Here is a 13,083-nt window from a genome sequence, read left to right on the forward strand (position 1 = left end):
CGGACGGTCCGGGGTATAGGCCCGATTCCATGCATTGTCAACCTCCGCGACGAACACGTTGGGCAGTTCCGGCCCATTCCGGGTTGCCTGCAAGCTCTTACGCACGCTTCCGCCCATTGCAAAGTACGCCCTTGAGGTTCACCCTGGGGGGTGGTCTGCGTGGGGTGGCACGCTCCGCAACCAAACGGTCGAACCTCTGCAAGGGAAGCCAAATATGACCTCTGCACGCCATCAGGAACCTGGACATGGCATCACCCTCATCGACACCGGCTATCATCGGCGGGAGTATGCCGCCAGCTACCTGGTCGAGGATAGCGGCGTTGCGGCCTTCATCGAGACCGGCGCCACACCGGGCATTCCTCATCTCCTGGCAGAGCTGGACCGGCGGCACATTTCCCGTGCAGCGGTGGCTTATGTCATCGTGAGCCATGTGCATTTGGATCATGCGGGAGGGGCAGGGGTCTTGATCTCCCAGCTTCCCAACGCCCGCCTGGTTGCCCACCCGCGAGGTGCGCCGCACCTGGTTGACCCTGCCCGGTTGACCGAAAGCGCCCTGGATGTCTACGGGGAGGTGGCTTTTCACCACTCCTTCCAGGAGATTCGTCCGATTCCCGAAGATCGGGTCATTGTCGGTCGGGAAGGGTTGCAGTTGCCCCTCGGCAGCCGGAACCTGACCATTCTCGACACCCCCGGCCACGCCCGTCACCATATTTGCATCTGGGACGAAAAAAGCCGGGGACTTTTCACGGGTGACGCCTTCGGTATCGGCTATCGGGAGTTCGATAACGGTCAGACGACTTTGCTCTTCCCGGCCACCACGCCTACCCAGTTTGACCCGGATGGCATGCACCACACCTTCGACCGGTTGGCCGGTCTCTCTCCCAAAACCCTGTTTTTGACCCACTACGGACCGCTCCCTTTTGCGCCTCACTTGACGCAAAATTTGCACCAACTCCTGGACGCCTATGTCGCCCTGGCCCGGCAACACGCACAGGATGGACACGAACGCCATGGTCGCCTGGTCGCAGGCATCGAAAAGCACCTCTTGAACTACTTGGCCCGGCATGATTTTACCCTCCCCCTGGCCACCCGGCGGGAGTTTTTGGCCATGGATATCGAAATCAACGCCCAGGGTCTGGCCAATTGGTTGGATCGTGAAAGCCGGGCAAAGCAAAAGGAGTCCCGCTCAGCACCCGATCGCGCATGAGGTCCGATATGCCGGGATCCAGTCCGACATGCCGGGGTCCAGGCAGGTCAGGTGGTTCTCTGGTTGATCCTGTCAAGGTCAACCTGGTGAGGTGCAGGGCGGCACCCTGACGACATCACCTCATCAGGGCGGGCCTTTTTTCTGGAGAGGCGCCAGGGGGTTGCAGGGACACCCTGGCACCGGGCATCCCACGCACACCGGTTTTTTCCGGCAATGGGATTGGGCGTGTGCGACGATCAAGGCGTGAAACTCTCCCAACGCTTGTGGGTCCGCAGGAAAGGCTGCATGGACCATCCCCTGGATCAGATCGTACTCAGCCTGGGGAGCCACCCAACCCAACCGGGAGAAGAGTCGTTTTGTGTAGGTGTCCACGATAAAAAAGGGCCGTTTGGCTTCGTAGCACAGAATGGAGTCGGCTGTCTCCTTGCCAATCCCGTGTACTTGCAGAAGTTTCTCTCGTAGCGGGCCGGTCTCCAGGGCAAAAAGCGAGGCGGGTTCATCGCCAAAGCAGGCAAGGAATTCTGCAAGGGCCTTCAGCCGCCGGGTCTTGACGCGAAAATATCCGGCAGGTCGAATCAACTCCCACAAGGTGGCGTCGGGAACCTGGCGTATGGCTGCCGGGTGGAGCAGACCAGCCGATGCCACAAGCTGTACCGCCTTGCAAGCCTGAGTCCAGGCGGTGTTTTGCACCAGGATGGCCCCCACCATCATCTCGAAGGCCTCCTTGGCCGGCCACCAATGCCGGGGACCATGGACGGTCAATAAAATCTGATAGAGGTCAAATGGGGTCATTGTTTGGGGTGGTGTGTCTGTTTGGGACAGGGCTATCATTTTAGCCGACCAGTCAGGGCATGACGGATCAAAAACGCATGCGGACGATGGCGTTTCCGGTTTAACAGGTCAAGGGTTGACACCACAAAACCAGGATGCCTGATCCAGTGTCACCTGCCGCGCTTGATGGCCTGGATCGCCTCTTCCAGGGACTGAAGAAAACGGGAGCGATCTTTGTTGCCGAAGGGTGGTCCGTTGCCCCGGATCTCCCCGGCATCGCGCAGGTGGGCGTTGAGGTCGCGCAGGGCCAAGGCCATGCCAATGCTATCGTCGTCGAAGGGCTTTCCGGTGGGGCCGACGACCCGCGCACCCTTGGCCAGACAGCGGGCGGCGAGGGGAATGTCTGCCGTGATGGCGATATCCCCCTGCTCGATGCGCTCCACGATCCAGTCATCGGCTTTGTCCAGACCACCCGCGACCACCTGGATTTTCAGCAGGCGATGGGTTGGCAGGCGCATCCATTGGTTGCTGACCATATGAACAGCCAGCCCATGGCGCTCGGCAACCCGCATGACCTCGGCCTTGACTGGGCAGGCGTCGGCATCCACATAGATCATCGTGTCGCCTCCGGCGGATCTTGTACCATGCACTCCCGGGTCTGGATCCCGTTGTCCACCGGGATGTTGCATGTTCGTCCACGCCCGGGATGTTGCATGTTCGTCCACGCCTCGCCTCCTGTCTGCTCTTGTGTGTCAGGGGAAGGCATTCTGGATCACCTCGACCTGCCATCCGAGTCCCCTGGCAGAGACAGACACGACATCAAAACGACAGGCATGCTGGGCGTATTCCGGATTGGCCAGCAGGTAGAGCGAACCCAACTGCATCATGCGACGCTGCTTGTGGATATGTACAGCTTCGACGGGCAGTCCGTATGCGTCGGAACGGCGCGCCTTGACTTCACAAAAGACCAGAACCCCTTCATGCAGGGCGACGATATCCAGTTCTCCCTGACGGAAACGCACATTACGACCAAGAAGGTGGTAACCGGTTCGGCTCAGATGCCCGGCTGCCAGATCTTCTGCAAAGCGCCCAAATTTTTTCCGGTCGTCTTGATGTTTCGTCATGGACAGCTCGAAGAACTGTTTTTTTCCTGATGCGTATTCACTGCTCAAGTCTGGAGCTGCCGGAACAGGCAGGCAAAAAAACCATTCTCCGTTATCGTGCTTGAAGCATGGAATGCTGTCAAGAAGGCGGATTTCCAAACCGGATTTTGATCCCTGTGACCATGGTCTGCCAAACAAAAAGGTTGTTCCTTGATTTGGTTTGCAACCTGTTTTGATCAGGGTTGTCCCGTGGCCGGTGGATTGTCATCATTCAGACGCAGGGGATGCATGGCCGACAGTCGCCACGAAAAATCTTGCGGGAAAAGAGGTAATCGTTCAACATTTCCGAAAACGGAGCCCGCATGGAGGGCAAGTCTTGAGAGGGTTTTCTTTTGGCAATCATTTGATTTTCCATTCTGGAGGCTGTTTTTATGTCCACCGAACATGTCTATCCGGTTGCACCGGAAGTGGTTGAGCGGGCGCTCATCAACGATGCGCAGTACCAGGAGATGTACCAGCGCTCCATCACGCAACCAGAGGCGTTCTGGGCTGAACAGGCAACCCGGTTTGTGGATTGGATCAAACCCTGGGATCGGGTGGTGGATACAGACTTCAAGCGGGCCCGCATTCGTTGGTTTGAGGGGGGAAAACTGAATGTAGCCAGCAACTGTCTTGATCGGCACCTGGAGAAACGCGGCGACCAGGTGGCGATCATCTGGGAGGCTGATGATCCCCAATTGTCGAAAAAGATCACCTATCGCGAGTTGCACGAGCGGGTGTGCCGTTTTGCCAACGCTCTCTTGGCACGCGGGGTGAAAAAAGGGGATCGGGTGGCCATTTACCTTCCCATGATTCCGGAAGCGGCGGTGGCTATGTTGGCGTGTGCCCGGATTGGCGCGGTACATTCGGTTGTTTTTGGCGGGTTCTCCCCGGAATCCTTGAAGGACCGGATCCTGGATTCGGATTGCCGGGTGGTGATCACCGCAGACGAAGGGGTGCGTGGTGGTCGCAAGGTGCCTCTGCGTCAAAACGTCGATCAATCCCTGCTGCACTGTCCCCAGGTCCATACCGTGTTTACGGTCAAGCATACTGGTGGACACGTTGACTGGATCAAGGATCGTGATGTGTGGTACCACGAAGCCACTGCGGCGGTTTCGGCTTTCTGCCCGGCGGTCGAGATGGATGCCGAAGATCCGTTGTTCATTCTTTACACATCAGGTTCGACGGGGAAGCCCAAGGGGGTGTTGCACACCTCGGGTGGCTACCTGGTCTATGCCGCGATCACGCATAAATACGTCTTTGATTACCACGATGGGGATATCTACTGGTGTACAGCGGATGTCGGCTGGGTCACGGGTCACTCCTATATCGTTTACGGACCTTTGGCGAATGGCGCCACCACATTGATGTTCGAAGGGATTCCAACCTATCCCGATACGTCGCGTTTCTGGCAGGTGGTGGACAAGCACCAGGTCAACATCTTCTATACGGCGCCCACGGCCATTCGTTCCCTGATCGCCGCCGGTACGGACCTTGTAAAAAAAACCAGCCGGAAATCCTTGCGTATTTTGGGCTCGGTAGGCGAACCGATCAATCCGGAGGCCTGGGAGTGGTATCACCGGGAGATCGGCGAACGGCGCTGCCCCATCGTGGATACCTGGTGGCAAACGGAGACCGGTGGCATCTTGATCACGCCCCTGCCCGGGGCCACCCTGTTGAAACCGGGTTCGGCGACCCGGCCTTTTTTTGGCATCGTACCGGAAATTGTCGATCCGCAGGGGCAGGTTCAGGAGGGGGCATGCAGTGGCAATCTGGTTTTGGCACGCTCCTGGCCAGGCATGATGCGGACCGTGTATGGGGATCACGAGCGGTTTATCAGCACCTATTTTTCCACTTATCCGGGCAAATATTTTACCGGAGACGGGTGCCGGCGCGATGCCGATGGGTACTACTGGATCACGGGCCGGGTCGATGATGTCATCAACGTTTCCGGCCATCGGCTGGGTACGGCGGAGGTTGAGAGTGCTCTGGTCTTGCATCCCCTGGTTTCCGAGGCGGCTGTGGTTGGTTTTCCCCATGACATCAAGGGGACCGGTATCTATGCTTACGTTACCCTGATCCATGGCACCACACCCGATGCCGCCCTGAAAAAGGAACTTATTGACCTGGTCCGCAAGGAGATCGGTCCTTTGGCGACCATCGATATTCTGCAATGGGCGCCCGGTTTGCCAAAAACCCGATCCGGCAAGATCATGCGGCGCATCTTGCGCAAGATTGCCTGCGAGGAACTGGATAGTCTTGGAGACACCACCACCCTGGCCGAGCCGGGTGTGGTGCAGGATTTGATCAAAAACCGCCCCGGTCATTGAGCATCGGGGATTTTTTCACCTCAGGGGTGGTTTGGCGCCACCCCTGGTCAAGCATGTAATCCCGGCAGGGCTGGGCAAGGAGGAATGGCATGGGTCGCATCCACAATTTCAGCGCTGGTCCCGCGGTTTTGCCCCAGGAAGTTCTGGAGCAGGCCCGTGATGAGATGTTGGATTACCGGGGCAGCGGCATGTCGGTCATGGAGATGAGCCATCGCTCCAAGGAGTACCTCGCCATCATCGAGGGCGCCGAGCAGTTGGTGCGGGAGCTGATGGGCGTCCCTGCCAATTATAAAATATTGTTTCAACAAGGTGGGGCGACCTTGCAGTTTGCCATGGTTCCCATGAACCTCCTGACCCGCCCTGATCAGATCGCCGATTACATCCTGACCGGCAGTTGGTCCAAAAAAGCTGCCAAGGAGGCCAAACTTTTCACCTCTGGAGTTCGCCATCCGGCCTCCTCCGAGAAGGTCAACTTTACCCGGATTCCCCGCCAGGAGGAGTTGCAACTCACCCCGGATGCGGCCTATGTCCACATGACCTCGAACAACACCATATTCGGCACGGAGTATTTTTATACCCCGGCAACCGGGAATGTTCCTCTGGTGGCGGACATGTCTTCCAACATTCTTTCGCGTCCGGTGGATGTCTCCCTTTTTGGGTTGATCTATGCGGGAGCGCAAAAAAATCTGGGGCCCAGCGGTGTGACCCTGGTGATCGTGCGAGAGGATCTTCTGGGACGCAAGGGCGGTCTGCCGTCCATGTTGGACTACAAGGTTCAGGTGGAAAATCAATCCATGCTCAATACCCCGCCCACCTATGCCATCTATATTTTGGGGCTGGTGTTGCAGTGGGTGAAAAAACAGGGCGGGGTGGCCGCCATTGAAGGCCGCAACATGCGCAAGGCGGCCAGGCTCTATGATGCGATCGATCAATCCGGTTTTTATCTCTGTCCGACAGAGAAGGAGAGCCGGTCACGGATGAATGTGCCATTCACTTTGGCCAAGGCGGAGTTGACCGACACCTTCCTGGCCGAGGCGAAAAAGGCCGGCCTGGTCTCCCTGAAGGGGCACCGCTCGGTAGGGGGGATGCGGGCGTCGATCTACAACGCCATGCCCGAGTCGGGCGTCGATGCGCTGATCGCTTTCATGCGGGATTTCCAGGCCCGGCACGGCTGAGGCAAAAGGTTACCGTAGAGGTGCCCATGGATCACTGGGAGGAGGGGGAGTTCCCTTCCTCCCGGTGGGGTTTGGGTCGGGCTTTCGACAGGGTTTTTCAGGTTCCATTTTTTTGTTGAAACCCCATCAGTTGGGAGGCTGAGTCGCCGCTCCCTGTTCATGATCGCAACCATGATTGAAAAAGGAGGGCGAGTCGATATGGATTTTCTGCGTCATTTTATTCGGTTGGAGTCGGCTGGCGGGATTATTTTGGTCATCGCTGCGGCATGTGCGCTCACTCTGGTCAATTCACCTCTGGCCCATTATTACAATCTCCTGCTGAATACGCCGGTATCGATTCAGGTTGGGGCTCTTGTGGTTGCCAAGCCCCTGTTGTTGTGGATCAACGATGGTTTGATGGCCATCTTTTTTCTGTTGGTCGGGTTGGAAATCAAGCGTGAAATCCTGGAAGGGCAACTTTCAGACCCTTCGCAAATTCTGCTTCCTGCTGTGGGCGCTTTGGGGGGGATGGTCGTTCCAGCCGCGCTGTATGTGCTGATCAACCATGGAGACCCATCTTCCCTGAACGGCTGGGCCATCCCGACCGCTACCGACATTGCTTTTGCCTTGGGTATCCTGGCGCTGCTGGGGAGTCGCGTTCCCGCCAGCCTCAAAATTTTTCTCATGACTCTGGCAATTCTGGATGATTTGGCGGGTATCGTGATCATCGCTTTGTTCTACAGTTCCGACCTTTCCGCTCAGGCCCTGCTCTTGGCCGGGGTGTGTGTCGTGGGGTTGGTCATCATGAACCTCTGCCGCGTCACCAGTATCGCCATCTATGCGACGGTGGGATCTCTTCTGTGGTTATGCGTCCTCAAATCCGGGGTTCATGCCACCCTGGCGGGTGTCGTCATCGCCCTGACCATCCCTTTGAGAACGAACCATGCCACGAAACGATCCCCCTTGCGTCAGCTTGAGCATGACTTGCATCCGGTGGTCTCCTTTGGGGTTTTGCCGATTTTTGCCTTTGCCAATGCCGGCATCCCCTTGGGGGGCATCAGAATGGAGGATTTGTTGAACCCTGTTCCTCTGGGCATTGCCGTTGGCTTGTTTGCAGGCAAACAGATTGGCGTTTTTACCTTTGCGTGGACCGCCATCAAAATCGGCCTTGCCAAGCTGCCCGAAGGGATGACGTGGGGTCGGCTCTACGGGGTCGCGCTGCTCTGTGGGGTGGGTTTTACCATGAGCCTGTTTATTGGCTCTCTGGCCTTTGAAAACATGGGGGAGACTGGCTCTGGCGTCATTATGGCCAATCGCCTGGGCATATTGATCGGATCCCTGATGTCGGCCATTTCAGGATATTTTCTCTTGCGCCACCTGTTGCAAGAGAAAACAACCTCATAGCTACACAGAATCTTTCAAAGTGCGTACCGCCCGTTATTTATCCAGATGGACCCCCTCTTCTTTCGCCCAGGCGCGAAACAACGTCAAACATGCTTCGTAGTCGTATTGATCGAGGGCCAGTTTGATGGTCTCCAGATTTTTTCGACGCTGGCCGTTCGGCGTCAACGCTGCTATTTCCGTCAACACAACATCCACCGATGCGTCATAGACGAGGAGTAACGCCACGGCCCTTTGGAACAAGAGAGACAAATCTTCCAGACCGATCTCAACTCCAGGTTGGTCTTCTTTCGAGGTGACAGCCTCCAGTGGCATCAGCGTGGTCTCGATGGTTGACACAATTCGGGCCAATTCGCTGGCTGTTGTACCGAACATTTTTGGCAGATCCTCCAATCCGTGCTGGATTTTCGACTGTTTTTCGATCTGTTCCGCAAGGTTGGCCAATTTTGAAGCCCCGATGGTGGCCGACACCCCCTTCAAGGTATGGGCGATGCGTTCCAATGTCATGATGTTGCCTGAGGCCAGGCACCGCTCCATCTCCTGACAGGCGCCGCCTTGATTGTGAGCAAACTTGAGCAGAACGTGACGATAAAGCACCGTGTTGCCGCCGATGTTGCGCAGGCCCTTGGCGATATCTATTCCTGGAATCGGTGGTAGTGGCAACACCGGGGCCATGCTGTGTCCGAAGGGGGGTACAACGGAAGGTTGGGAAATCAGGCCGGGTCGATGTTCGAGCCATTTGGCCAGGGTTGCATACATCTCCTCCGGGTCAACCGGCTTGGCAATGTGATCGTTCATGCCCGCTTCCAGGCATTTTTCCCTGTCGCCGGCCATGGCGTTGGCCGTCATGGCGATGATGGGCAACTCGTCGGCGCTCAATTTTTTCCGAATTTGCCGCGTGGCGGTCAGACCATCCATGACCGGCATTTGCAGATCCATCAAAACGCCGTCAAAATGGTTTTGACTGACCAGATTGACTGCCTCCAAACCATTCTTGGCGATCTCAACCATGATTCCTGCCTGTTCCAACAACTCCCGGGCCACCTGCTGATTGATTTCGTTGTCCTCCACGAGGAGCAACTTGACCCCTGCCAGATTGGCACGATGGATGTTTGAACAACGCATCGCTTGCCGTGCCGGTTCATGGCCAAACGCGATCATGATAACGTCTACCATGGAGGTGATATTGACCGGCTTCATCAAGAAACCGTCCAGGAGGTTCTTCTCCTCCTCCGGTGCGGCGATATACTCCTGACCATAGGCAGTCACCATGATGATGATCGGGTTTTTTTTCAGAGACATCCCCTTTTTGATGTGGCGCGCCACTTCCAGGCCGTTCAAGCCGGGCATCTTCCAATCCAGAAGGACCAGGTCAAAAGGAGAACCTTTTTCATTGGCTGCCAATAGCTCATCGATCGCCCTTGCGCCACTTTCGGCACAAACCGGTTGGTAGGCCAGAGACGCCAACTGTTCGGAAATGATTTGCCGGGCGCCAGCGTTGTCATCCACCACCAAAATGTGCAACCCGCGAATGCTTTCCGCGGGCATGAGAAGTTCCGGCGCCAAACCACCAACCTTGCCGAAACGGGCCGTAAATGTGAAACGGCTGCCACGCCCAGGGTCGTTTGTAACACCAATTTGCCCCCCCATCATCTCGACCAGGCGTTTGCTGATCGCCAGTCCCAAACCGGTGCCGCCATACTTCCGGGTTATGGAGGTATCTCCCTGGGAAAATTCCTGGAACAGCTTGCTCATTTGCTCCGGCGTCATGCCAATACCGGTATCGCGAACCGTAAAGCGAAGAAATACATCATCTTGTGTCTCTTCCAACGCTTCGGTGATGATGGAAACCTCCCCTTTCTCCGTGAATTTAATGGCGTTACCGACCAGGTTGGTCAAAATTTGCCCCAGGCGATGAGAATCCCCGCGCAGATTGTGGGGGACGTTTCTCCTGGTATCCAGCAATAGTTCCAGACCTTTTTCATGGCTTTTGACACTCAGAATGGCCACCACGCCACCCAAAACCTCATCCAGGGTGAATCCGGCATCTTCCATGGTGAGCTTGCCCGCCTCGATCTTGGAAAAGTCCAGGATATCGTTGATCAGTTGCAACAAAACATTGGCGCTGAGACTGACCTTGGAAAGATAATCTCTCTGTTGTCCGGTCAACTCGGTCTGGAGGCAGAGATGGGTCAAGCCAATGACGCCGTTCATCGGCGTGCGAATTTCGTGACTCATCGAGGCGAGAAACTCTGATTTGGCCTGATTGGCTTTTTCCGCCACGAGCCTGGCGCTCTCCAACTCGGCATTTTTATCTTGCAGCACCTGGTCCAGGCGTTTGCGTTCACTCATGTCGCGCACGGCGGCAAACACCCCCTGCAATTTCCGATTACGGTCATAGATGGTGGTCGCATGCAGGGACACCGGTGTTTTTTTGCCATCCCTGGCCCACACGGTGAGTTCGTAGTCAATGACCTTCTTTTCGCTCAGGACCAGCAGGATGCCGGCCTCGGCCCGCTCCGGGTCATTGAAGTGATTCCGAAAGGGTGAACCAATCAACTCGTCCCGGGAACAATTGGTGATCACCTCCATTTGCTTGTTGGCGTCCGTGATGATGCCAGACGGATCGGTGATGATCAGCGCGTCGATACTCGATTCAATGAGCGAGCGTGTGTAAAACTGCTGATCCCTGACACGCTGATCAAGCTTCTTTTGCTCGGCCTCGACCTGTTTGCGTGCGGTGTTATCCGTGCCGATCAGCAGGTAGCCTATGATATCGTTGTCATCGTCGCGCAAGGCGGTGACCGACACGACTGCCGGAAAGCGACTGCCATCCTTGCGGATGTAGGTCAGCTCGTAGATATCTTCGATACCACGCGAGGCCTTGAACACCAGGGCCTCGAATCCTGGGGTGATCTGCGTGGCAAGTTCATCGCTCAGCGCCTTGGCGCGGGCGACCACCTCTTGCGGATCGGAAATATCGGCGGGGGTGATTTTGTTCACCACCTCCACGGCTGTATAGCCCAACATGCGCTCGGCGCCGACATTGAATATTTGAATGACACCCTCTGCGTCGGTTGCAATACTCGAAAAGTTGGGGCTGTTGAAAATGGCGTTTTGCAGGGCGCCAATTTCACAAAGTTTATTAGGCATGATCAAACCTCTGAAAAACGCTGCCGTGTCGCATATCGCCACAGGGGTTTGACGATATAAGATACCAGTAAAAACAATAAACTCCTGACTGGATTATACGCAGACTCCGACGTTTTTGTTTATTCTTTTGGGGTATGATTTAAACGACCAGCTTTTTTTATTCAGATTATTTAAGAGGAAAATATAACTTTTTTTTCAGAATACCACAAGCATGGCCCGTTGTGTATCAATATCGAGACTCCCGCGCTATCCGGCAGTGAAAATCGAAAGCCGGACTGTGGCGTTGTGCCGGAAGCGCTTCGATTGTACAGTGTGAATGGGGTCGGTCGCCAAGAATCTGACTGGTTGATCCTCTTACAAAACCAGGGACCATCGGCCCTGGCCGGGTTTTTCCTGTCTTGACACTGGTCGGCATACGTTTTGCTCAACCTCCACCGGGTGTGGGATACGACCGTTTGACATGGCTCGACTCCAGCCTTGCGGCGGAGAGACCATACCGGTTGGCAGGGATGTCTGTTAAGGTTGAATTACCCGAGGGTTTTGGCAATGTCATTTCAAATCAAGAGCAACCGTTTTGCCAGAGTTTCGGCTACAGGTCTGATATGTGGCCTGTTGGTTTTGACTTTGCCTTTGGGGGGGTGTGTCTCCAGCAATGTCCTCCTGAAGCAGGAGAGCGGATATTCCAAGCTCGCCCCTTTGGTCGTTGTTGTGGAGAATGAAGACAGGCTGGGCATGAAGGGCCGTCTGGAGCACCTGCTGCTCTCGCAAGGTTTCAATGTGGTCTCCGACCTTGGTGAGCACAAACGCCTGGTGGTCACCGAGGAGCTTCCAGCCACGGCGGTGGTCGAGCCGGGGAAGGATGTGCAACAGGTCAAACGGATGACCACCGATCTGCAAAACAGGTATCCGGTCAACTATGCGTTCCGGTTCGGCTATCAGACCGACCAGCAGGGAGATGTCATAAAATTGACTGGTTCCATTGTGGATCTGCGCAGTGGTGAGTTTGTTTTCTCTTATGAATTTCAGGATGGCTTGGTGACACCGTTCAACACGTACATCCTCGGAGAAGAGTTGGCCAAGACTTTTCCTGATGGCAAGCCGAGGCAGGTTGAGGATGGCGTTGGGGCCATCCACTCCGATGCGCATGGCAACACATCCGCCGTCACTCCGACCGAGACCTCGGGAACACCGGGGGGTTCTGAAGAGAAAGGGGTTGCTGCTCCGGCGAAGGATTCGTCTGCCAGGAAGGATGTCAAGTCGGGCAAGGTGGAGTTGGTCAAGGAGATTGCATGGCAGACCAATCTGCTGGCGCTGAATACTTCCGTGGAGGCATCTCGCCATGCCACCCCGGGTGATCCGATGGTAGCTGTAGCCGCAGAGATCAAAAATCTGGCGGATCGCAGCATGCTGGGTGTCCTGGAGTTGGGCACCCTCATGCACACCCCGTTGGCCGCCGAGTACCGCGCCGAGGAGTTGCTGGCCCAGTTGACGCCCGAACTGGAAACGGCAACCAGCCATTTGCTCTTTGCGCAAGGTAAGAACCCTGGCGGGGCAGGGGGTGTTGCCGGCGCCAAGGGGTCCGCCGGCAAGGGCGTTGCCCAGGCGGGTCAGCCCGAACAGGGGCAAAACAGGATGGGCGAGTTCGCCATGGCTCCAGCCTATCCTGTGCCGACGCCAAACCCACGGCGGTGGGATGCCGGGGGCGTGCCGACTCAATTGGCCATGGTGGCCCCGGTCCCACAACCCAAGCCCAAGGCCATGACGACCCCCTGACCTTTGTTGCGCCACAGTCGTTGTGGCGAGACAGCCTGTCGCCCAAACCACCCCTTCGCCTGGAGAGATCCAATCCGCAGTGGTGGTTTGGGTTTTTCGATTGAAAGACTGGGATGGAGGTCCAGGAGGAAGGGCTGTGCCCTTCCTCCTGG

General features: G+C 56.4%; 9 protein-coding genes. 5 read left to right on the plus strand and 4 right to left on the minus strand.

The annotated features are described in order from the left end of the window. The first annotated feature begins 214 nt into the window (after window positions 1-214). Window positions 215-1,207: an MBL fold metallo-hydrolase gene (locus HQL63_08540; GenBank protein MBF0176880.1), complete on the plus strand. Its 993-nt coding sequence runs from the start codon at window positions 215-217 to the stop codon at window positions 1,205-1,207. Between the two features lie 123 nt (window positions 1,208-1,330). On the opposite strand, the gene HQL63_08545 is transcribed toward HQL63_08540, so the two are convergent. The 3 genes from HQL63_08545 to HQL63_08555 form a co-directional block, all read right to left on the minus strand. Continuing rightward, window positions 1,331-1,999 (minus strand): endonuclease, encoded by a 669-nt coding sequence (locus HQL63_08545; protein MBF0176881.1) that lies wholly within the window; start codon window positions 1,997-1,999, stop codon window positions 1,331-1,333. Window positions 2,000-2,148: 149 nt separating this feature from the next. After that, window positions 2,149-2,595, minus strand: coding sequence for a YaiI/YqxD family protein (locus HQL63_08550; protein MBF0176882.1), 447 nt, complete (start codon window positions 2,593-2,595; stop codon window positions 2,149-2,151). A 135-nt stretch (window positions 2,596-2,730) separates the two neighbouring features. After that, window positions 2,731-3,102, minus strand: a complete 372-nt coding sequence (locus HQL63_08555; protein ID MBF0176883.1) for a YraN family protein — start codon at window positions 3,100-3,102, stop codon at window positions 2,731-2,733. 410 nt (window positions 3,103-3,512) lie between these two features. On the opposite strand from HQL63_08555, the gene acs reads away from it, so the two are divergent. From acs to nhaA, 3 genes are all read left to right on the plus strand, one after another. Further along, window positions 3,513-5,450 carry an acetate--CoA ligase gene (gene acs / locus HQL63_08560; protein MBF0176884.1) on the plus strand — a complete coding sequence of 646 codons (1,938 nt, stop codon included), beginning with the start codon at window positions 3,513-3,515 and terminating at the stop codon, window positions 5,448-5,450. Between the two features lie 89 nt (window positions 5,451-5,539). Continuing rightward, complete coding sequence (serC, locus tag HQL63_08565) at window positions 5,540-6,625, plus strand: 3-phosphoserine/phosphohydroxythreonine transaminase (protein ID MBF0176885.1); 1,086 nt, start codon at window positions 5,540-5,542, stop codon at window positions 6,623-6,625. A gap of 198 nt (window positions 6,626-6,823) precedes the next feature. Beyond that, the gene (gene nhaA / locus HQL63_08570) at window positions 6,824-8,008 is read left to right on the plus strand and encodes a Na+/H+ antiporter NhaA (protein MBF0176886.1); all 1,185 of its coding nucleotides are present in this window, start codon (window positions 6,824-6,826) and stop codon (window positions 8,006-8,008) included. Between the two features lie 33 nt (window positions 8,009-8,041). On the opposite strand, the gene HQL63_08575 is transcribed toward nhaA, so the two are convergent. Further along, window positions 8,042-11,158, minus strand: coding sequence for a response regulator (locus tag HQL63_08575; GenBank protein MBF0176887.1), 3,117 nt, complete (start codon window positions 11,156-11,158; stop codon window positions 8,042-8,044). Between the two features lie 546 nt (window positions 11,159-11,704). Here HQL63_08575 and HQL63_08580 point away from each other — a divergent pair. Then, window positions 11,705-12,931, plus strand: a complete 1,227-nt coding sequence (locus HQL63_08580; protein ID MBF0176888.1) for a hypothetical protein — start codon at window positions 11,705-11,707, stop codon at window positions 12,929-12,931. The last annotated feature ends 152 nt before the right edge of the window (window positions 12,932-13,083 follow it).

Source organism: Magnetococcales bacterium (assembly GCA_015231175.1).
GTDB lineage: Bacteria > Pseudomonadota > Magnetococcia > Magnetococcales > DC0425bin3 > HA3dbin3.

Coding starts and splice junctions, on each gene's coding strand:
- HQL63_08540 (MBF0176880.1), top strand. CDS start 215: ATGACCTCTGCACGCCATCAGGAACCTGGACATGGCATCACCCTCATC.
- HQL63_08545 (MBF0176881.1), bottom strand. CDS start 1,999: ATGACCCCATTTGACCTCTATCAGATTTTATTGACCGTCCATGGTCCC.
- HQL63_08550 (MBF0176882.1), bottom strand. CDS start 2,595: ATGATCTATGTGGATGCCGACGCCTGCCCAGTCAAGGCCGAGGTCATG.
- HQL63_08555 (MBF0176883.1), bottom strand. CDS start 3,102: ATGACGAAACATCAAGACGACCGGAAAAAATTTGGGCGCTTTGCAGAA.
- acs (MBF0176884.1), top strand. CDS start 3,513: ATGTCCACCGAACATGTCTATCCGGTTGCACCGGAAGTGGTTGAGCGG.
- serC (MBF0176885.1), top strand. CDS start 5,540: ATGGGTCGCATCCACAATTTCAGCGCTGGTCCCGCGGTTTTGCCCCAG.
- nhaA (MBF0176886.1), top strand. CDS start 6,824: ATGGATTTTCTGCGTCATTTTATTCGGTTGGAGTCGGCTGGCGGGATT.
- HQL63_08575 (MBF0176887.1), bottom strand. CDS start 11,158: ATGCCTAATAAACTTTGTGAAATTGGCGCCCTGCAAAACGCCATTTTC.
- HQL63_08580 (MBF0176888.1), top strand. CDS start 11,705: ATGTCATTTCAAATCAAGAGCAACCGTTTTGCCAGAGTTTCGGCTACA.